At 69.8% G+C, this 19924-nt stretch carries 16 protein-coding genes; 7 read left to right on the top strand and 9 right to left on the bottom strand.

Annotated elements, in window-relative coordinates:
* The first annotated feature begins 1 nt into the window (after position 1).
* From HNV26_RS17955 to HNV26_RS17945, 3 genes are all read left to right on the top strand, one after another.
* Entirely contained in the window at positions 2–1870 is a 1869-nt protein-coding gene (locus tag HNV26_RS17955) for a HEAT repeat domain-containing protein (RefSeq protein WP_171442660.1), read from the top strand.
* Between the two features lie 246 nt (positions 1871–2116).
* Positions 2117–3469, top strand: coding sequence for a chromosomal replication initiator protein DnaA (dnaA, locus tag HNV26_RS17950; RefSeq protein WP_140859751.1), 1353 nt, complete (start codon positions 2117–2119; stop codon positions 3467–3469).
* A 232-nt stretch (positions 3470–3701) separates the two neighbouring features.
* The gene (locus HNV26_RS17945) at positions 3702–5450 is read left to right on the top strand and encodes a HEAT repeat domain-containing protein (protein ID WP_253816729.1); all 1749 of its coding nucleotides are present in this window, start codon (positions 3702–3704) and stop codon (positions 5448–5450) included.
* A gap of 52 nt (positions 5451–5502) precedes the next feature.
* On the opposite strand, the gene HNV26_RS39005 is transcribed toward HNV26_RS17945, so the two are convergent.
* The 3 genes from HNV26_RS39005 to HNV26_RS17935 form a co-directional block, all read right to left on the bottom strand.
* Complete coding sequence (locus HNV26_RS39005) at positions 5503–5634, bottom strand: hypothetical protein (protein WP_301338485.1); 132 nt, start codon at positions 5632–5634, stop codon at positions 5503–5505.
* Entirely contained in the window at positions 5616–6098 is a 483-nt protein-coding gene (locus tag HNV26_RS17940; RefSeq protein ID WP_171442658.1) for a DUF2267 domain-containing protein, read from the bottom strand. Before HNV26_RS17940 ends, HNV26_RS39005 begins: the two co-directional genes overlap by 19 nt.
* A gap of 142 nt (positions 6099–6240) precedes the next feature.
* Entirely contained in the window at positions 6241–7092 is an 852-nt protein-coding gene (locus HNV26_RS17935; protein ID WP_171442657.1) for a hypothetical protein, read from the bottom strand.
* Positions 7093–7238: 146 nt separating this feature from the next.
* On the opposite strand from HNV26_RS17935, the gene HNV26_RS17930 reads away from it, so the two are divergent.
* On the top strand, positions 7239–8651 hold the full coding sequence (locus HNV26_RS17930) for a M16 family metallopeptidase (RefSeq protein ID WP_171442656.1): 1413 nt from the start codon (positions 7239–7241) through the stop codon (positions 8649–8651).
* A complete protein-coding gene (locus HNV26_RS17925) occupies positions 8651–10168 on the top strand; it encodes a M16 family metallopeptidase (protein ID WP_171442655.1) in 1518 nt (505 codons plus the stop codon). The genes HNV26_RS17930 and HNV26_RS17925 overlap by 1 nt, the downstream gene beginning before the upstream one ends.
* Before the next feature lie 105 nt (positions 10169–10273).
* Here the strand turns inward: HNV26_RS17925 and HNV26_RS17920 are convergent, their stop codons facing one another.
* The 4 genes from HNV26_RS17920 to HNV26_RS17905 all read right to left on the bottom strand — a co-directional run bounded on the left by HNV26_RS17920 (position 10274) and on the right by HNV26_RS17905 (position 14447).
* Positions 10274–10582, bottom strand: a complete 309-nt coding sequence (locus tag HNV26_RS17920; RefSeq protein WP_171442654.1) for a hypothetical protein — start codon at positions 10580–10582, stop codon at positions 10274–10276.
* Between the two features lie 210 nt (positions 10583–10792).
* A complete protein-coding gene (locus HNV26_RS17915) occupies positions 10793–12028 on the bottom strand; it encodes an MFS transporter (protein ID WP_171442653.1) in 1236 nt (411 codons plus the stop codon).
* A gap of 163 nt (positions 12029–12191) precedes the next feature.
* Positions 12192–13808 (bottom strand): CapA family protein, encoded by a 1617-nt coding sequence (locus HNV26_RS17910; protein ID WP_171442652.1) that lies wholly within the window; start codon positions 13806–13808, stop codon positions 12192–12194.
* Between the two features lie 132 nt (positions 13809–13940).
* Positions 13941–14447 (bottom strand): DoxX family protein, encoded by a 507-nt coding sequence (locus tag HNV26_RS17905; protein ID WP_171442651.1) that lies wholly within the window; start codon positions 14445–14447, stop codon positions 13941–13943.
* A gap of 211 nt (positions 14448–14658) precedes the next feature.
* On the opposite strand from HNV26_RS17905, the gene HNV26_RS17900 reads away from it, so the two are divergent.
* Positions 14659–15579 carry a hypothetical protein gene (locus HNV26_RS17900; RefSeq protein WP_171442650.1) on the top strand — a complete coding sequence of 307 codons (921 nt, stop codon included), beginning with the start codon at positions 14659–14661 and terminating at the stop codon, positions 15577–15579.
* 8 nt (positions 15580–15587) lie between these two features.
* Here the strand turns inward: HNV26_RS17900 and HNV26_RS17895 are convergent, their stop codons facing one another.
* Positions 15588–16367, bottom strand: coding sequence for a tRNA1(Val) (adenine(37)-N6)-methyltransferase (locus HNV26_RS17895; protein WP_171442649.1), 780 nt, complete (start codon positions 16365–16367; stop codon positions 15588–15590).
* 187 nt (positions 16368–16554) lie between these two features.
* Between HNV26_RS17895 and yjjJ the strand changes: the two genes are divergently transcribed.
* On the top strand, positions 16555–17865 hold the full coding sequence (gene yjjJ, locus HNV26_RS17890) for a type II toxin-antitoxin system HipA family toxin YjjJ (RefSeq protein WP_171442648.1): 1311 nt from the start codon (positions 16555–16557) through the stop codon (positions 17863–17865).
* A 21-nt stretch (positions 17866–17886) separates the two neighbouring features.
* Here yjjJ and HNV26_RS17885 read toward each other — a convergent pair whose 3' ends face one another.
* The gene (locus tag HNV26_RS17885) at positions 17887–19776 is read right to left on the bottom strand and encodes an extracellular catalytic domain type 1 short-chain-length polyhydroxyalkanoate depolymerase (protein WP_171442647.1); all 1890 of its coding nucleotides are present in this window, start codon (positions 19774–19776) and stop codon (positions 17887–17889) included.
* Positions 19777–19924 lie beyond the last annotated feature (148 nt).

Raw genomic sequence — 19924 nt, 5'->3', positions numbered from 1 at the left:
CATGAACGCACGCAAGGTCATCACTGGCGGTGCACTGCTGGCACTGCTGCTCCTGGGAGCCGCCTGGCTCTTCCACACCCAGGCCCCCGTCACCGGGGCGCCTCCAGCGGCGACGCCCCTCCGGGTCCACTTCCCCGTGGGGGAGCGCCGGACGTACCGCATGGACTACACGGCCCGGACCGAGGTGCGCCTCGCCGGGTCGCAGCAGAAACCCACCGCCATGGGGGGCCGGGCCCACTTCGTTGGAGACCTGGTCCTCCGCAGCCACCCCGCGCAGGGCACCGCCCTGCGCGTGGGGCTGAGCCTGGAGAACCTCCACGAGCACACGCTCGAGCTGTTTGGCCACGCGCTGCTCCCGGACGCCGCGGCCGTCGCGGCCACCTTCACTGGCCGCGAGGCCCTGCTGGACCTGGACGCCGACGGCACCCTGCGCGCCGTCTCCTTCCAGGAGGAAGACCCCTCCCTCTTCAAGAACACCGTGCAGACGCTGGCCGGCGAGCTCCAGTGGGTGCTGCGCGACGGCGCCACCTGGCAGGTGGAGGAGCTGACGTCGCGAGGCACGGCGCTCACGGAGTACGCGCGGCTGGACGAAGGCGCCCTGCCCGCGCGCATCCTCAAGCGGCGCCTGGCCTACCCGGAGCCCCGCGGCATGGGCACCGGCAGCGGCGATGTGGAGGTGGCCTCACGCTTCGAGCTGACGCTGGACGCGGACGGCGTCCTGGAGCGCCTCTCCGGTGAAGAGCGGGTGCTCCGCCGCCCGACCGGTGGCGGCGAGCCCACCGCCACCTCGCACATCCAACTCCGCCTGGAGCCCGGCAAGCGGGACCGGTTCGTGGTGGCGCAAGCCTCCACCGCGCCAGCCGCGCAGCTCCAGCGGCTCGCGCCGGGCGAGCTGGTGACGGACGCCCACGCGCGGGAGCGGATGCTGGCGCAGCAGGTGGACGGGCTCACCCCGGAGCGCTTCTTCGAGCTGATGGAGAAGTACGCCAACGGCGGCACCTTCCCGGAGCACAACCACTTCCTCCTCCAGGCCACGGGCCTGCTGGAGCAGCAGCCCGAGCTGTGCGCGCGGCTGGCCGACTTCTTCCAGCAGTCCACCCTGAAGCCGCGTGGCCGGGCGCTGGTGCTGGACCTGCTGGCGGGCGCGGGCACGCCGGAGGCGCAGACGGCGCTGGTGCGCGCCCTGTCCAGCCCCCAGGCGCTGGCCGAACCCGGCTACCGCATGTTGCTCAGCCGCCTGTCGCTGCTGACCAGCCCCACCCCTGACACGGTGCGCTTCATCGAGCGCACCCACCGCGCGGCCCGTGACGACACCCGCGTGGCCACCGCCTACGCCCTGGGCGCCACCGCTGGCGCCCTCTACCGACAGCAGCAGGACGCGGAGTCCCTGGCCGCCGTCCAGCAGCTCGGGGCCGAGCTGCGCGCCGCGCGCACGCCCGAGGACAAGGCCCACCTGCTGCTCGCGCTGGGCAACGCGGGCCTGGAAGAGCAGGTGGACGTCATCGCCCACTACGCCCAGGACGCGGACGCGCAGGTGCGCCGGGCCTCGGCCCGCGCGCTGCGGAAGATTCAGACGCCCCAGGCCATGCGCATGCTCCTCTCCATGACCGAGGACACCGACGCGCCCGTGCAGTCCTCCGCGTTGACGGCGCTGGGCCGCCGGGACCTGGACGAATCGGCCCTGCGCCAGTTGCGCGACCTGGCCCTCTCCGGTCGCGTGCCCGTGGAGAACCACCACACCCTCGTGACGGTGGTGGAGCCCTACCTCCAGCGAGCACCCGAGGTGCGCCAGCTCCTCCAGCACCTGCTCACCCAGGACGTGCCTGACGCCCAGCTCCACACGCGCATCCGCGGTCTGCTCGGGACCTGAACTGGACGGGGGACCGCGATGAATTCACCCTGAGTGAACACCCTGACGATGGCCCCCAGTCCTTGGGGTAGGGGAGGGGATGATCCACAACCGGGCTGAGGTGGCATGTCCGTTGCGGATCATCCGTGTTGGGAAAAACCCTTGAGGTCGCGGCGGTTTTGGCCGGTTGCTTGATCCACCAGGAACCGTCTGTTAGCACCGCCGAACGCCTCGTTTTCCCCCTGCTCCCGCACGTTTGAGTCCCGCGTGAACGCCCTCGCCCAAGCCGCTACCCCCCTCCCAAGTGCTGGAATTCTCTGGGCTCGGATGCTGGATGCCATCCGCCAGGAGAAGTTCGACTACGCGCTGAGATGGCTGGAGCGGATGCGCCCCCTGGAGGTGCGTGACGGCGCCCTGGTGATGGGCGTTCCGGACCGCTTCTTCCGCGACTGGGTGGATGACCACTACCGCCCCATGCTGGATGTCCAGCTCGCGCGGATGGGGGAGGGCCTGACCTCCATCGCCTATGAGGTGGTGGAGGGCCTGGAGCCGGACCCGCATTTTCCACCCACACCCTCAGTCAAGGCGAGCGCCACGCGCCCGGGTCGGCTGAACGCGCGCTTCACCTTCGACACCTTCGTGGTGGCGGACAGCAACCAGCTCCCGGCCGCCGCGGCGCAGGCCGTGGCCGACAAGCCGGGCCACCACTACAACCCGCTCTACATCTACGGCGGCACGGGCCTGGGCAAGACGCACCTGCTCCAGGCCGTGGGCAACCTCATCTGGGAGCGGGATCCGTCCCAGCGCGTGGTGTTCCTCTCCAGCGAGCAGTTCACCAACGAGTACGTAGAGAGCGTCCGCGAGCACCGCATGGGGGACTTCCGCCGGAAGTTCCGTGAGGAGTGCGACGTGCTCCTCATCGACGACATCCAGTTCCTCGGCAAGCGTGAGGAGACGCAGAAGGAGTTCTTCTACACCTTCAACACGCTCTACGAGATGAACAAGGCCATCGTCCTCACCAGCGACACCGTGCCCTCGGAGATTCCAGGCCTGGAGGACCGGCTGCGCAGCCGCTTCGCCATGGGGTTGCTGACGGACATCCGCGAGCCCACCTACGAGACGCGGGTGGCCATCCTCCAGAAGAAGGCCGTGGCCGAAGGTCTGGACCTGCCGGACTCGGTGGCGCACTTCATCGCCAAGCACATCCAGAAGAACGTGCGCGAGTTGGAAGGCGCGCTGGTGAAGCTGTCCGCGGTGCACAGCCTGACGCGCCAGCCGGTGACGGAGGACTTCGCGTCCCAGGTGCTGCGCGACATCCTCCCCGCCCACAGCGCGGTGGACGTGGAATCCATCCAGCGCGAGGTGGCCCGCTTCTACAAGGTCACGGTGGAGTCGCTGAAGGAAGACCGCCGGCACAAGGCCCTGGCCCATGCGCGCCAGGTGGCCATGTACCTCAGCCGCAAGCTGACGAAGAGCTCCTTCCCGGAAATCGCCGCGCGCTTCAGCAAGGACCACTCCACCGTCATCTCCGCGGTGCGCAAGGTGGAGGGCCTCCGCATGACGGACGCCACCGTGCAGCGTGAGTTGGCGGAGCTGGAATTGAAGCTCGGCAATCCCTGAAACAGCCGTACCTTTGTTTCATGTCGGACGACACGCGCCCGCGTGAAACGGGCCGTGTCCGGCTGACGCGCAACCAGGATTGACGCTCGGGCGCGTATGCGGGGGCGTGAGCCCGCGCCTGAAGAGCCTGGTCCTGCTGCTCGCCGTGCTCACGGCGGCCGCGCTGTGGCGTGCAGGCCAGGAGACACAGACGCCGGCTACTCCTAGGGCACCGCCAGTTGCCTCACACGCCTTGGACGTTGAAGCCCCCACACCGGAGCCCGAGGAGAACCTTCCGGGCGTGAAGGGGCGGGAGCGGGTGCTCGTCGTGGGCCACCGGCTTCGTTACACGTTCGACCTGGACCTCCGGACCCACACGGAGCGTTCGGCTGGCGCGCGGGAGTCCCTGCACACCGGATGGAGCGGCCTGTTCGCGCTCACCTACCTGGGCGCGGAGGGAGAACAGCACCTGTTCTCCGGCCACCTCGTGCCCACGCGGGTGGCCGTGGAATCTGGAGAGACGCTGGTGACTGGTGACGCGGCGCTGCAGGTGCTCCGGGGCATGTTCGAGCGGCCGGTGTACGTGGGCCAGGACGTGCGGGGCCGGGTGATGGCCGTGCACTTCGATGCGGCGCAGGACGCGGCGGCGCGGCGGCTCGTGCGCCTGCTGCTCGCGTCGACGCAGTTCGTGGCGGAGGACGGTCCCCGCTGGAGCACCGAGGAGCCGGACTCGCGCGGTGACCTCGAAGCCGTGTACCGCGCGGGTGGCAGCGCGAACACCTACGTGAAGACGAAGCGGCGCTACCTGCGCGCGGGCTCGGCGGTGCTTCCACGGCTGCAAGGGCACCTGGACTTCACCCTGTTCCCGGATGGGCGCGTGAAGGAGGTCACGGGCTCGGAGGTGGTGGAGTTGGGCGGAGGCGGCGCGAGGTTCCCACGCATCCGCGAGGAGACGCGGGTCGCGTTGACCCACGTGGGCATGGACTACCTGCTTTCGTCGCTGAGGCCGTTTGAGGCCACGCGGGCGACGTTGCGGTCGGAGCGGCTCACGGATTCCACCGGCATGGAGGGGGCTTCGCTGGAGGCGCGGGACAGGCGGCTCGTGAAGGGGGCGACGCTGGATGACTTGCTGCGGGCCCTGGCGAAGCGCGAGGACCTGGACCCGGCGCGGCTGCGACTGGCGGCCTTGTTCCGACAGAATCTGACGGAAGTGGACCGGGCCGTGGCGCTGATTCATCAGGGCTCCGTGAACGCGGTGCGCTCCGAGCAGCTGCTGGAGGCGCTGGCCAGCGCGGGGACGCCCGAGGCGCAGCGGGCGCTGGTGTCCGTGTTGGAGGGGGAACGGGTCCGGCCGAAGATTCGGGCCCACGCGGCACGGGCCGTGGGACGGATGGAACGGCCTTCGCCGCTGCTCGGTGATGCGCTGGAGCGCGTGGTGGATGGGACGCGGGACGCGGGGGTGAGGAGCGCGGCGGCGCTGTCGATGGGGGCGCTGTCGAAGGCGCTGGAGGTGGCGGAGCCGGGCCGGAGCCAATCGCTGGTGGAGGGACTCGTGAGGCGCTGCCGCACGGGTGCCTTGGAGCCCGAGGTCTGTCTGGATGCCCTGGCCCGGGCTGGGGCGCCGGTGGGATTGGCCTATGTGAAGTCGGCGCTCGTGCATCCGGAGGCGGCTGTGCGGGGTGCGGCGACGGAGGCACTGAGTGCCATCCCTGGCGCGGCGGTGGATGCCCTGCTGGACCAGGTGATGCTTGACGACCCGAGCCCGCGGGTTCGTGCGCTCGCGGTGAAGGCTGTCTCTCAGCGGGTCGTCAGCGCCCACATGGAAGCGCTGGCCCGGGTGCTGCGCACCGAGCGAAGTGAGCGCGTCCGCATCGAAGTGGTGCGGCTGCTGGGCCAGTTGCAAGCCGTGGAAGCTCCCGCTGCGGCCCTGCTTCGCGATGTGGCCACGAACGATGGATCCGCCAACGTGCGCGCGCTGGCGGCGTCACTGCTCGGTGAGTAGGGCGGGGTGCCGGGCGGATGAGTTCACCCGGCATCCATTCCACTTCGAAGCGCTACGCGTCCTTGCGGCGACGGCCCGCGCTCAGCTCGCGCATCTTCAGCGCGGCGTCCTTCAATGAGTCCTTCGCGTTGATGACCGTGAGGTCCTTCGTCTCCTTTCCCCGGTTCAGGCCTCGGGCACCCACAGCGAGCGCAGGTCCGCGGGGAGTTGGCCCATGACGTCGTCGGCCTCGCCCTCGCTGATGTGATTGCGCACCGTGACGAACACGGCCCGGGCCAGGCGTTCGGCCTCGTTGGGCGTGGTGTCGAGCTCCTCGGCCACCATGGCGAGGAACTGCTCCAGCTTGTACTTCCGAGCGACCTTGCCCTCGTGCTGAGGACACCGCTTCAGCATGTCCTTCACCTTCCGCGGAAGCTGGGCCTCCAGGTGCTTCGCCTCGGTGTCCATGAGGCGTTGCTCCAGCAGGCACAGCACGGACTGCGCGGCCTTCTCCGCCAGGTCACGAACGACGCCCGCGTTCGCTTCGAGGTCCTTCAAGAAGACCGCATAGGTCTGCGCCGCATGCGACTCGCTGCGCTGCTCCTTGAGGCTGGGCGTAGCGCTCCGGCCCTCCGCTGCCTCTCCCTGCTCCTCACGTATGTTCGCCATGACGGTGGCCTCCTCGGTGTCGGGCTTGGGTCTCTTCCCTGAGCGTGGGCACCCCACGTTCCCCAGGCACCGTCCGCCCCCCGCGCGCCGGGACGCCAGGGCGGGAAGCGAGCCATGCACCGGCGGCACCGTCTCGCCGCCGTCAGTCCATCGCGCCGCCGAGCAGCTCCACCAGTCGCTGCCCATGCAGCATGAACCCGAACGTCAGCGAGGCCAGCGCCAGGCCCATGGCGCCCAACGCCTCCCAGCGCCTCCCGATGGGCGGCCGTGCCTCCGGGTCCACCCGCTGCAGCGCCACCGCGCCCAGGACGAGGGCCAGCATGGCCATGGCCATGAGGATGAGGCTCAACACGAACCCCACGCCGAGGACGGACAGCAACGGCGTGAGCACGAGCAGGAGCAGCGAGCCCACGCCCAGGGACAGCGCATGCCGTGCAAGGGGGTTGTTGGCCCGCAGCTCCCACAGCCGGCGCAGCTCTCGCTCGGGGACCTCCAGGCGGAAGAAGAGACGGCTGCGCGTGTCGCGGAAGATGTTCACCGCGACCATCAGCGGAACGAAGAACACCAGCGCGGGCGCGCCCATCGACGGCGCGGCGAGCAGCATGGCCAGCAGCGGGACGGCCAGCAGGCCCACGCGGGCCCAGCGCATGCCCAGGAAGAACGCCAGGCCCACGCCCGCGCTGGCCAGACACGCCAGCGCGACGCCGAATCTCCCCGCCATCAGCGCCCCCAGCGCCAGAAAGAGGAGCAGCTCCGTGACACCGACCACCAGCCAGGCGCTCGCGTCTCTCCGTCCCCAGAGCTTGAGCCGGAAGGTCTCCAGGTAGTTCACCTCCGGACGCACGGCGCAGGGAGGGCAGTACATCCGGCCCATCACCCACGTCGTGCACTCGGTGCAGACGAAGCCGCCGCAGCGCTGGCAGGTGGCGCCCGCGAGCGCACCCGGATGGAGGGCGCAGCGGGGCAGGGCACCGGATGGGACTTCGACGGACATGATTTCAGTCTCTCACGCTGACCAGGAACCAACATCCCGGGGCGCGGTCCTTTCCGGCCACCATTCCCTACCCACGTCACCGGACGTGCGTGCTAAGCGCGTCACGTGAGTCATTGGCATCGAGACCCGGAGGCACCTTGTTCCGAATGAAGGCCCTTGTCGCCGCAGCCCTCGTGTTCAGCGGGTCGCCGGCGCTTGCCCAGACACCGACACATCAAGAGGCGAAGCCGCTGGAGCCCGGCCGCGAGGCGCTCGCCATCTCGTATGAGAAATACGCGCTGCCCAACGGCCTGGAGGTCATCCTCTCCGTGGACCGGAAGCTGCCGGTGGTGGCCGTCAACATCTGGTACCACGTCGGCGCGTATCACGAGCAACCCGGCCGCACCGGCTTCGCGCACCTGTTCGAGCACATGATGTTCCAGGGCTCGCGCAACGTGGCCGACGACGTCCACATCGCCCGGCTGGAACAGCTGGGCGCCACCGACCTCAACGGCACCACCAGCTTCGATCGCACCAACTACTTCGAGACCGTCCCCAGCAACCACCTGGAGACGGCGCTGTGGCTGGAGAGCGACCGCATGGGCTTCCTGCTCGACGCCATCACGCCGGAGAAGCTGGAGACGCAGCGCGAGGTGGTGAAGAACGAGCGGCGCGAATCCATTGAAACCGCGCCCTACGGCGCCGCCCGCGAGAAGGCGTGGCACGCGCTCTTCCCGCTGCCGCACCCGTACCACGGGGACGTCATCGGCTCGATGAAGGACCTGAACGCGGCCAACGTGGACGACGTGAAGGACTTCTTCCGCAAGTGGTACGCGCCGTCCAACGCCACGCTGGCCATCGTCGGTGACTTCGACGTGGCGAAGACGAAGGCGCTGGTGGAGAAGTACTTCGGCACGCTGCCCAGCCACGCCCGGCCGCAGCGGCCGGAGGTCGCGCCGGTGAACCTCACCGCGCCCGTGGTGCTGCGCGAGGAGGAGCGCGTGGCCCGGCTGCCGCTCTTGTCCATCCAGTGGCTCACGCCCGCGTACCTGGAGGAAGGGGACGCCACCGCGGACGTGCTGGCCACCGCGCTGTCCACCGGCAAGGCCAGCCGCCTCTACCGCCGGCTGGTGCTGGACAAGGAGCTGGCCCAGAGCGTCAGCGCCACCCAGCAGAGCCAGGGCGCGCAGTCCGTCTTCTCAGTGGACGTGGTGGCGCGGCCCGGCGTGTCCACGGACACGCTGCTCCATGAGGTGGACGCGGTGCTGGACGAGGTCCGCCAGCAGGGCATCACCCCGGAGGAGATTGCCCGCGCTCGCACGCGCTATGACACGCGCACGCTGGCCGGCCTCCAGTCCGTCGGCGGCTTCGGCGGCAAGGCGGACGTCCTCCAGAGCTACAACCACTTCGTCGGCGAGCCCAACTACGTGGCCCAGGACCTGGCTCGCTACGAGTCGGTGACGCCCGAAGCCGTGAAGCAGTTCGCCCAGAACACGCTGCGCCCCGGCGCGCGCGTCATCCTCCACGCGGTGCCGCCCGCACGTCGGCAGGCGCCCCTCGACTCGAAGGAGCGCCACTGATGCGCCGCCTCTTCTCCGCCCTGCTCGTCACCACGCTGGCCGCCTGCGCCAGCAACCCGAAGCCCGCGCCGGCCAATCCGGACTCGCCCGCCCTGGGAGAGAAGGCGGCCCCGGCCGAAGCCACGGCTGACGCCGAGTCCTTCCGCGCCACGCCGCCCCAGCCCGGCAAGGCCCCGGACCTGGTGCTGCCCACCTTCCAGAGCGCGAAGCTGGACAACGGCATCACCGTGATCGTGAGCACGCGGCGGGAGCTGCCGCTCGTGTTCGCGGGCGTGGCCTTCGCCGCGGGCAGCGCGCAGGACCCCAAGGGCAAGGAAGGGCTCGCCGAGCTGACGTACCGCATGCTGCTGGAAGGCGCGGGCAAGCGGGACACGGTGGTGCTGGACAACGCCTTCGCGGACCTGGGTGTGACTCCCGCCATGGACGTGCAGGCGGACGGCGCGCAGGTGGGCGTGCGCGTGCTGACGCGCAACCTGGACGCGGCCATGGCCCTGCTGTCGGACGTGGTGCTGCGACCCGCTTTCAGCCTCGACGCCTTCGAGCGCCGCAAGAAGCAGCAGCTCGCGGACCTGGCGCGCGCGATGGGGCAGCCCGGTGTGCTGGCACAAATGGCGTACCTGGAGGCCGTGTTCGGGCTGCAGCACCCCTACGGGCACCTCCCCGACGGCACGCCCGCGTCCGTGCAGGGGCTCACCCTGGCGGACGTGATGGGCTTCTACCGGAAGCACACCGGCCCCAAGGCCCAGGCGGTCATCCTCACCGGTGACATCAGCCTGGAAGAAGGCGTGGCCCTGGCGAAGAAGCACTTCAGCTGGTCGAAGAACAAGGCCACGCCGCCGCCTCCGCCGCCGGCCACGAAGGCCCCACCGCGTCAGCAGGTGTACGTGGTGCCCAAGCCGGGCCTGGACCAGACGCTGCTGCTGGTGGGCCGCGCGGGCATCGCCGCGGGGAACCCGGACGAGTACCCGCTGGAGCTGGCCACCACCGTGTTCGGTGGCTTCTTCGGCAGCCGCCTCAACATGAACCTGCGGGAGAACAAGGGCTACAGCTACGGCGCGGGCGCCAGCCTCTCTCCGCGCCTGGGCGTCGGGCCGCTCACCGCGTACAGCTCCGTGCGCCAGGACGTGACGGGCCCGGCCCTGAGCGAGGTGATGAACGAGCTGACGGGCCTGAAGGACCGGCCCATCACCGCCGAGGAGCTGGAGGCCGCGCGCGAGGGCCTCATCCGCGCCTTCCCGGGCGCCTTCGAGTCCGTGGAGGGCCTGGGCGCCAGCGCCGCGGCGCTCTTCATCACCCGCCGCCCGCTGGACGAGTTCAACCGCACCGTGGAGGGCCTGCGCGACGCCACCGCCGCGGAGGTGCAGCGCATGGCCGAAAAGTACCTGGACCCGGCCATGATGCAGATTGTCCTCGTGGGTGACCCGGCGACCATCCAGGAGCAGGTGACGCCGCTCGGCCTGGGCAAGCTGGTGCCCATCGAGCCGGATGAAGCACCGGTGCCGCGCGCGGCGAAGTAGCACGCAGGCAGTCATCCCGGGCCGTGGTGGCGAGACAATTGCTCGCGGGCCACGGCCCGGTGTTTCACGGGGTACAGGTCCGAAGGTCCGGCCCTCCCCTGCGGCTCAGCGGTTGCGCGCCTCGTCTTCCTCGTCGGAGACCTGCCGCTCCTCGGCTCGCTCGCGGCCCCGGCGCTCGCGCTCCAACTCGTCCGCCTCGTCGATGGGGCTGCGGATGTCGGGGACGTAACCGCCCACCTCGGAGTCACTGTCCAGGGCGAACTTCTCCTCGCGGGTGTCGCGGATGGAGTCCGCGGAGTACAGCGGCAGGGTGTCGTCGGCTTCCAGTCCCCGCTCCACGCGGTCCGGCGCATAGGGAGGCTTCTTCGCGGCCTCCTTGCCTCCCGTGTACGGGTCGTACTTCCTGTTCGGCATGGTGCGCTCCTCGTCGAAGTGGGTACCGCTCCGAAGCTGAATGTCGGAGCGCGCTCGCGGCGCACCAAGGTCCCCGCGGAGCGCCGGGGGCACGCCCGGCCGCCCGGCTCACGAGGAAGGTGGGGACGCCCGGAGGCATCCCCAAGTTGCCCACAGGGTGGGCGACCCACCGCCGCGAGGAGCTTCTCTGACGCCCAGGGGTGGATTCGTCTACGCGCCAGCGCCATCGAAGCGCCGCGGGCGCAGCAGCCGCAGCGTGAGCACCAGCGCGAGGAACAGCACGCTGGCGCTCACGGTGACGAAGCGGATGCCTATCCGGTCGGCCAATGCGCCCAGGCCCCACACGCCCGACGCGTACGCGCCGCCGAGCACCATGCTGTACAGGCTGCTCATGCGCGCCTGCAGCTCACGGGGCACGCGCGACTGGCAGTACGCGTGCATCCCGCTCATCAGCATCATGTAGTTGGCGCCGAGCACGAAGATGACGGCGGCGGCCACCTGCAGCGTGGGCGACAGCCAGTACAGCGTGGACACGCCGCCAATGGACGTCGCCACGAGGCCCAGCAGCTTGCGCTGGCCCAGCTTGTCCACCAGCGTGCCCACCAGCAGCGCGGCCGTCACCGCGCCCGCGCCCTGGCAGGTGACGAGCAGCGACGTGGCCGCCGCGCCCTGGCCGAAGACGCGGATGGCGAACACCGGCACCAGGCCGATGAAAGGCGCCACCAGGGCCGCGACCAGCAGCGTGCCCCACAGCATCAGCGAGATTTCCGAATCGCTCCGCGCCACGGAGAAGCCGTGGGCAATCTGCCGCCACAGGCCCTGCGTGGCCTTCGAGGCCGTCCGCGTCAGCGTCTTCACCTGCGACAGCGCCACCAACACCGCGACGAAGGACAGTGTGTTGATGAGCAGCGCCCAGGACGTCCCGCCCATGCTCAGCACCAGCGCGGCCAGCGCCGGACCGATGATGCGCCCCAGGTTGAACTGCGCCGAGTTGAGGCTCATGGCGCTGTGCAAGTCCCGGGGCGGCACGAGCTCCGCGAGCATCGCCGCGAAGGCGGGACTGATGAGCGTGCTGGCGCAGCCGTGGACGAAGGAGATGACGGCCACGACGGGGACGCTGAGCCGGTGCGTGAAGGCCAGCAGCGTCAACACGCCCGCGAGCACCAACTGCACCACCGTGCCCAGCGCGACGTAGGCGCGACGGTCGAACCGGTCCGCGAGCGCGCCGCCCACCGGCGACAGCACCACCGCGGGGAGGAAGGTGAGGGCGACGATGCCACCCGTCCACTCGGCGCGGCCCGTGGCCTCGGTGACGTACACGCCCATGGCCACCGTCTCCATCCAGGTGCCGATGGTGGAGACCAGGGCTCCCACCCAGACGGCGAAGTAGCCGGGGTGGTCGAAGGCGCGAAGCGAGGAGAGACGTGGCAGTCGAAGGGTGCGCACGGCAGGGACCTTTGTATCCCGGAGCCGTGCGACATGCCTGTAGGGGCCGGCAGTTGCTTTGAGCCGCTATGACGGAAGCTGGGACATATCCAGCAGCCGCGCTTCAGCCCGGGCTCGAGGTCCGCGAAGTGCCCACACGCCGCCGTGCGCACGAGACGACGTGTCAGCGCATGGAGACGGGGCCCTTGCCGCGGACCTTCACGGTGCCGTCGTCGGAGATGCGCGCGCCCGTCTCCGGGAAGTCATCCGCGGTGAGGTCGCGGACCGCCTTGATGACGGCGCCCTTCGGGTCCGGCACGGCGATGCCCCTGTCCACCTGCTTCGTGGGGAGGATGCGGCCCGCCGTGAAGTCGCCGTCGCGGTTCAGCTCGACCTCCAGCACCATGCCCAGGCCCTGCGGACCGCGCAGGTTGAACCGGCCATAGGTGGCGAAGTTGCCCAGCGAGTAGGCGATGAGCCGGCCCTTGTAGAACTCCATGCCGCGCACCACGTGCGGGCCATGGCCGATGACCAGGTGCGCGCCCGCGTCCACCACCGCGCGCGAGAAGGCCCGCAAATCACCCCGGTCCTCGCCGTGGAACTTCTCCCGGCCCTTGGGCACGTGCAGCGCCTTGCTGCCCTCCGCGCCGCCGTGGAACGACACGATGACGATGTCGTGCTCGGCCGCGGCCACGCGCACCAGCCCCGTCGCCGTGGTCAGGTTGTTGAGGTGGTTGCACGACGGCGACGTGTGGAACGCCACCATGCCGATGAGCAGGCCGTTGCGCTCCACCGTGGCCACCGTGCCCGGCGCGCCGCTCCACGCGATGCCCAGCGCGTCGAGCGTGGACTCCGTCGCGCGGCGGCACTCCTCGCCGAAGTCACCCGAGTGGTTGTTGGCCGTGGACGCCAGGTCCACCCCGGCCTCCTTCAGGTACTGGCCGTACTCGGTGGGCGAGCGGAACGCGTAGCAGTTCTTCGACGAGCGGCACTTCTTCGTCTCGCCCGTGTCGCACAGCGGCCCCTCCAGGTTGATGAAGGTGAGGTCCGCGTCCTCCAGCAACGGGCGCACGCCGGCAATCACGCTGCCGGCGCCATCGGGAGGCAGGTGGCCTTCGGGCACGGTGGTGCCCAGCATGACGTCACCCACCGCGCGGATGCGCACCTTCGCGTTGGCCGGCGGGGGAGGGCGGTGGATGAGCTGCGGCCCCTGCGACAGCTTCGCCTGGAGCATGGCCTGCCCACGGGCCTGGGTCAGCGCGCCCTCGAGGTCCGGGTGGTCCGGCTGGAGCTTCTGTACCTCGGACCACTGCGTGTAGGCCTCCGCCCACTGGTTCTCCAGCGAGTGCGCCCAACCCAGCTCCCAGCGGCAATCCACGCGTGAGGGCGCGGCCTCCACGCAGGCGGACAGTTGGGTGATGGCCGTGGGTGCGTCCTTCGCCTGGAGGGCCTCCATGCCTCGGGCGTAGCTCGTGTCCGGGTCCGCCAGCGGGCCACGCGGGGTGGCGCTCTTGCCCATGGCCAGGGCCGCGGCGCGCAGGGCGGCGGCGCCGGCCTCCGCGGCGGCGCGGCCCAGGTCCAGCACCGCGCCGGAGTCACCGGCACGAGGGTAGGCGTTGAGGTCCGTGATGACAGTCTCTGGCGCGGGCGCGGTGCCCTGGGAAGCTGGGCCCTGGGTCGAGCTCGAATCGGCGCTGGGGCCTTGCGAGGAAGAGACGTGCTGGGCGGGGGCGGACTCACGCGCCGAAGCAGCACCCGGCGTGGTGGCGAGCGCCATCATGAGGAAGACGGACGAGGGCATGTCCCGCCATTCTAGAGGCCCTACCGGGATTCTGTGACAGGGGAGATGACCTCGCCCTGGCCAGCAGCCAGACAGGCGACACACACCTCATCGGTCAGGGTGATGGGATGTGTGTCGCGGCGCGGCCCGGGTTCAACCCAGCACGTCGAGCAGCACCGAACGACGACGCTGGCGCGGCAGGAACCGCAGCCGCCGCAGCTCCTTGCGCTTCACCCGGCGCTCGATGGCGCTGTGGACGGAGAGCGGTCCCGGACCTCGCAGCAGCAGGCCGAGCGCGATGGCCCCCAGCGCCAGGTTGAACTCGAAGCCGCCCTTCGTGTTGTCGAAGCCCTTGGAGCCATGGACCTTGGCCACGGCGATGGCCTGCGTGACGAGGACGGCCAGCGCGGCGGGGCGCGTGGCGACGCCCAGGATGGAGCTCACGCCCGAGAGCAGCTCCACCACCCCCGTGGCGATGACCCAGGGCTTGCCTGGCTTGAAGCCCAACTGCTCGAAGAAGCCCACGTGTTGCGCGGTGCCCTCGGCGCGGAGCTTGGACACGCCATGCACCACCATCGTCGTTCCAAGCGACAGGCGCGGGGGTAACAGGGCCGCTGCCTTCAGGATGCTCGGTTGCTCGGTCAGGGTCGCCACGTTCATACCTGCCACTCCTTGAATGGGCCGGGGCCGTTGCCGGAAACCTGGGTAGGTTGGGCCCGGCCTGGGCGCATGGCACGCCGCGGCGATTCCGCCTCCCTTGCCCGGTAGGCATACTGCCGGCCCCAAGGGGCATGCCTCATGAGGCGGGAGTGGATCCGCATCCCTGGGGGCCCCGCGTGAATACCCCTTGGTACGAGGCAGTCACCCCGTCATGTCCCTCCGCTGGCCGCTCCTGTCCCTGTCGTTGTTGGTGTCTGCTCCAGCGCTCGCGGTCGACGGCGTCGCCGTCCGGATCCGCTGCACGGAGAAGTGCACGGTGGTGCTGGATGGAAAGAACGGGTTCCGGGTGAATGACACCACCTGGGAGTTCAAGGGCATCACGCCGGGCTCCCTGCGCATCGACGCCACGGGCGTGCTGAGCCGTCCGCTCGCCGGCAGCTTCGTGGTCATCCCGGACGTGGCGACGGCGGACGTCTTCCTGGCCAGCAACAAGCGCATCATCATCGAGCCCGGCAGCTCCACCATGCCCGGCACACCGGACTGGGCCGAGCCGAACCCTCCCACGCCCGCCTCCACGTCGAAGGCGCCGAGCGTGGCCACCGTGAAGTGCCAGGACGACTGCACGGTGCTGCTCGATGGGAAGCGAGGTCTCCGCCGGGACAACCGGACCTGGGAGTTCCGCGACGTGGCGCCCGGCCAGCGGCGCGTGGAAGGCAGCGGTGGCGTCCTCAACCGGCGGCAGTTCGTGGGCTACGTGGAGGTGCCGGGTGGCTCCGAAGTCACCATCCAGGGGGACTCCAAGGGCCGCGTGACGCTCACGGAGCAGAAGGACCTGGCGGCGGCGAAGCAGCCCGAGACGCGCGCGGCGACGACCTCCCGGGTCCACGTGCGCTGCACGAAGCCGTGCACCGTGATGATGGACGGACAGCGCCGGGGCACGAGCAACGCGACGAACCTGAGCCTCCGCGACGTGCCGCCCGGGGAACATGCGCTGGAGGTGGACTTCACGGTGGGCGGGAAGCTGCGGCGCTCGACGCTGGCGGTGCCCCCGGGCCACGAGCTGTTCGTCACCGCGTCCCAGGAGCACGGCATCCAGGTGACGAACACGAAGCCGCTCACGGGCACGCCGTAAGGGGCTGCTCAGGGCTTCTCGGAGAGGGGCGGATCCATCAACGCCGCCACCTCCGAGGCGTAGCCACCAGGCCCTTCGCCATGAACGATGAGGGGCGGGCGCACGGCGAGGCCCCGGTCCCTGTCTCGCAGGGCATGCACCAGGAAGCGCGTGGCCGGGGCTCCCACGCGCGCGTGGACGAAGCGCAGCACGGTGGGGTGGAGCTTCGCCTGGGTCAGCAGGCCCAACACCTCGGCCACGCGTGCGGCCGGGTACACCAGGCTCACGCCGCCGCCGGGCATCAACGCGTACCGTGCCGCGGCGACGACGGATGGCGCGTCACACGCCACCTCTGACTTGGACACGGCCCGTTCATCATCCGGGCTGCGGACCCCCGCGTCGGCCAGGCGGAAGGGCGGGTTGGACACGACGTGGGCGTACTGGCCACCGGGGACGAGTTCGCGGATCCGTCGCAGGTTCCCGAGCAGTGGAGTGACGTGGGCCTCGCACGCGTTGAGCGCCACGGCGCGCGTCAGCCGGGCATGCACCGCGGGCTGGAGCTCCAGGGCATCCACGGGCCCCAGGCCGAACTGCTTCACCAGCAGGAAGGACACCACGCCGCTGCCCGCGCCCAGCTCCAACATCCGCCCAGACTCGCCGACACGTTCGGTGGCCGCGAAGTGGGCCAGCAGCACCGCGTCCAGCGTGAAGCGGTAGCCCGTCCGTCGCTGGAGCACCCGCACCCCCGCCGTGCCAATGGAGTCGAGCGTTTCGTCCGGGCCGGGCTCGGGCAGGGTGGGTTCAGGCATGGGCTGTAGGGCTTCCTACCCAACGTCCGCTTTGGACCCAAGATTCCCGCACTGTGTCCCAGCATTACCGCTGAAAAATCGGCTCACCCACCATAGGTTCATCAGAAAATTCACATGTTATTTCAGTAAGTTGCGCGGAGATATCGGTCAGCGATATCTCTTCACGGATCTTTTCAGGAATCTGTTCATGGCCACCCTGGAACAACTGCTCGCGGCTCTTGGACGCCAGGTCGAGGTGAAGGGGAGCGAGCTGGCCGCTCAGCTCCGCGTGTCGCGCCCGACAGTGTCGCGGCTGTTGGCCTCCGCGGGCCCGAGCGTCTGCCGGATGGGACAGGGGCCCGCCACGCGCTACGCGCGGACCCGCTCGATTGTCCCCTTGGGCGAACAGGTACGGATGTACCGCGTGGACGAGACCGGCCGTCCCCACGAGGCAGGCGTCCTGCACCCGCTGTGGAACGGGGGCTGCTGGATTGCGCGAGAGGACGGGGTAGGTGAACGGTTCGCCGGGCTGCCGCCTTTCGCCGCCGACATGAGCCCTCAGGGCTACCTGGGCCGAGGCTTCACGAGCCGTCACCCCGAGTTGGGACTCCCCCCTCGCATCACGGACTGGACGGAGGACCACCAGCTCATCGCGCTGGCGTTGCGAGGCGATGACTGCGTCGGAAACCACATCATCGGCGCGGCCTCCCTGGACCGGTTTCTCGCAAGCCCGCTTCGGCCCGTCACCGAGGCCCAGTACCCGGAGCTCGCCCGCTCATCGATGTCGAGCGAGGCAGGCTCCTCCGCCGGTGGCGAACAACCCAAGTTCACGGCGTACACAGAGGGACGCCACGTCCTGGTGAAGTTCGCGGCCAACGATGACGGTGCCGCCGCTCAGCGTTGGAGAGAGCTGCTCGTCTGCGAAGGACTGGCACTCGAGGCCGTCCACGCCGCTGGGATTCCGGCCGCGGCTACGCGTTCCATCCGCGTCGAAGGCTACCAGTTCCTCGAGGTCGAGCGCTTCGACCGGGTCGGGGAAAGAGGCCGCAAGGCACTGCTCTCACTCAAGGCCATCGACAACGAGTACCTCGGCCATGAAGGCAAGGGGAGCACCTGGACCAGCGCGGCCCGCTACCTCCTGCAGAGCCAGTACATCAGCGACGAGGACGCCAGGCGCATTCGCTGGCTCGACACCTTCGGGCAGCTCACCGGCAACACCGACCGGCACTTCGGCAACCTCTCCTTCTTCGAGGACGGCCCCAGGCGGTTCCGGCTCGCCCCTGCCTACGACATGCTCCCGATGATGTTCGCCCCCGTGGGCACGAGCATCGTCGAGCGCTCCTTCGAGCCCCGGCCGCCCACCGCGGAGACGCTCGATGTCTGGGCCGATGCCGCACAACACGCACTGGCCTACTGGAACCGGCTGGAGCAGACCTCCGAACTCAGCGACACGTTCCGCGGCCACTGCGCACGATGCAGGGACTCACTTGCCGCGCTGATGCAGCGGACGCCGGTCTGAGCCGGCGTCCGCTCCGTCTTCCTACGGCGCATAGACGACCGTCAGCACCGCGTTCGCCCCATCCCGGATGAACAGGTACTGCGTGGCCGTCTGCGCCTCGGTGAAGCGCAGCCGCAGCTGCGTCTTCCCTGTCTTGCTGATGGCGGAGCGTCCCTCCGGGCTGAATTCCCCGGAGCTCTTCGCTCCCGCGCTGAACCGGTCGATGCCCGCGACGCTGCTCGCCGTGGCCGCCGCCGCCCAGTCCGTCACCTCCGTGTTCGCCGCGTTGAACGTCCCCGTCTTCGCGTCGATGACCAGCGTGTTCCTCGCGGGCGTCGACCACGGGTCTCCCGAGCCCGACGAGTAGCTCACCGTCAGGAACGCCCGCGTGACGGTGGCCCCGTCCGGAAGGCTCGACGTGTCGAAGGAGAGGAACGACCGGTTGTACTTCCCATCCGTCCCCCGGCCGAGCGCCAGGTTCGTCATGAATCCCAGCGCCGCCCCGCTGCCATCCGCGTCCGCCTTCAGGTAGCCGTCCTCCGCCGCGATGCTGGCGAACTGCACCGTCACCGGCGCCGGGGCGCCCGAGTTGCTCACCGTCACCACCGTGTCGTCGTCCGTGGCCTGGTTGCCCGCGGCGTCGAACGCACGGGCCCCCAACGTGTGGCCCCCATTGGACGCGGCCGTGCTGTCCCAAGCGAAGGCATACGGCGCCTGTGTGTCCGTGGACACCACCTCGCCATTCACCAGGAACTCCACCCGGGTGACGCCCACCACGTCCGCCGCATCCGCGGTGACATTCAACGTGCCACTCACCGTGGCCCCGTTCGCCGGCGCCGTCACGTTGACCGTGGGCGGCGTGGTATCCCCCGTCGGCTCGCCTCCGCCTCCCGTCATCCCGAAGAACTTCACCTGGTGGTAGACGGAGCAGAGGTTCACATCGCTCAGGTACGCCCCCACCGAGCCACAGGCCGCGCTGCCCGTTCCGCCTGGAAACGGGAACTGCGCGTCCATGGCCACCGCGTGACCCATGCCGGTGAGCTCCCACGTCTCCACCAGCGCGTTGCCCGCGCCGTCCCGGTACACCTTGTGCGGGAAGCCGGACACCGTCTCCACCGTGTCCGGCGTCTGGTCGATGCCGTGCACGTTCGTCCACTGCTCCATCGCCTCGGTGAGGTTCATCACGTTCACCGTGTAGTCGCTGGTGCCGTGCCAGATGGTGACGCGCGGACGCGGACCCGCGTAGCCCGGGTACGCGCCGCGGACCATGTCTCCCCACGCGGCGGGCGTGCGATTCACACCCGGGCTCATGCAGTTGAAGCCCGCGTTCATCGACTCCGCGCACCGGTACGGGCCACCGGAGTGGATGGCCCCGGCGGAGAAGACATCCGGATAGGCGGCCAGCAGCGCGGGCGTCATGTAGCCCCCCGCCGAGAACCCCGCCACGAACACCCGCGACGGGTCGATGGAGTACGTGGCCTTCATCGTGTCCACCATCTGCTTGATGGACAGCGCCTCGCCCCGATCTCTTGAGAAGTCACCGGGCTCGAACCAGTTGAAGCAACTGCTCATGTTGTTGCCGCCCTGCTGCTGCGGATAGACGACGTAGAACTTGTAGACGTCCGCCGCCGCGGACCAGCCGGCGCCCTCCATCCCCGCGGCCCGCTGCGTACACCCGTGCATCACCACCACCAGCGGCGCGTTGGCCGGCATGCCGGACGGCACGTGGCGGAACATCTGCAGGTTGCCGGGGTTGCTACCGAAGCTCGTCACCTGCGTCAGCAGGGGCTGCTGCTGCTCCGTCACCTCGGCCTCCGGCACGTCCCCGACGAGAGCACCACAGCCCGCGAGGCCCGCGAACAGCCACGCGGCAAGAGGCACCCTGGCGGACCACGACCACGGCCAGGAACGGCTGCGACGCTGCTTGAGCATGGTGTCTCCCTGTCGGCCACGAGGGAAAAGGGCGGCCGTGGGACGAAACCTGACTCTTCCGGGAGTCACTGATTCAAGGCGCGTCGCGTCGCATCGCGCTGAAACATGAACCAGGATTCAAATCACGCACCGCGTCGTGTGGTGCGCT

This window comes from Myxococcus xanthus, from assembly GCF_013116825.1.
Taxonomy (GTDB): Bacteria; Myxococcota; Myxococcia; order Myxococcales; family Myxococcaceae; genus Myxococcus; species Myxococcus xanthus_B.
The sequence above is the reverse complement of the archived record's forward strand: the minus strand, read 5'-3'. Positions and strand labels throughout refer to the sequence as shown.

Coding starts and splice junctions, on each gene's coding strand:
- HNV26_RS17955 (WP_171442660.1), top strand. CDS start 2: ATGAACGCACGCAAGGTCATCACTGGCGGTGCACTGCTGGCACTGCTG.
- HNV26_RS17940 (WP_171442658.1), bottom strand. CDS start 6,098: ATGGCGAACATACGTGAGGAGCAGGGAGAGGCAGCGGAGGGCCGGAGC.
- HNV26_RS17935 (WP_171442657.1), bottom strand. CDS start 7,092: ATGTCCGTCGAAGTCCCATCCGGTGCCCTGCCCCGCTGCGCCCTCCAT.
- HNV26_RS17930 (WP_171442656.1), top strand. CDS start 7,239: ATGAAGGCCCTTGTCGCCGCAGCCCTCGTGTTCAGCGGGTCGCCGGCG.
- HNV26_RS17925 (WP_171442655.1), top strand. CDS start 8,651: ATGCGCCGCCTCTTCTCCGCCCTGCTCGTCACCACGCTGGCCGCCTGC.
- HNV26_RS17920 (WP_171442654.1), bottom strand. CDS start 10,582: ATGCCGAACAGGAAGTACGACCCGTACACGGGAGGCAAGGAGGCCGCG.
- HNV26_RS17910 (WP_171442652.1), bottom strand. CDS start 13,808: ATGCCCTCGTCCGTCTTCCTCATGATGGCGCTCGCCACCACGCCGGGT.
- HNV26_RS17905 (WP_171442651.1), bottom strand. CDS start 14,447: ATGAACGTGGCGACCCTGACCGAGCAACCGAGCATCCTGAAGGCAGCG.
- HNV26_RS17900 (WP_171442650.1), top strand. CDS start 14,659: ATGTCCCTCCGCTGGCCGCTCCTGTCCCTGTCGTTGTTGGTGTCTGCT.
- HNV26_RS17895 (WP_171442649.1), bottom strand. CDS start 16,367: ATGCCTGAACCCACCCTGCCCGAGCCCGGCCCGGACGAAACGCTCGAC.
- yjjJ (WP_171442648.1), top strand. CDS start 16,555: ATGGCCACCCTGGAACAACTGCTCGCGGCTCTTGGACGCCAGGTCGAG.
- HNV26_RS17885 (WP_171442647.1), bottom strand. CDS start 19,776: ATGCTCAAGCAGCGTCGCAGCCGTTCCTGGCCGTGGTCGTGGTCCGCC.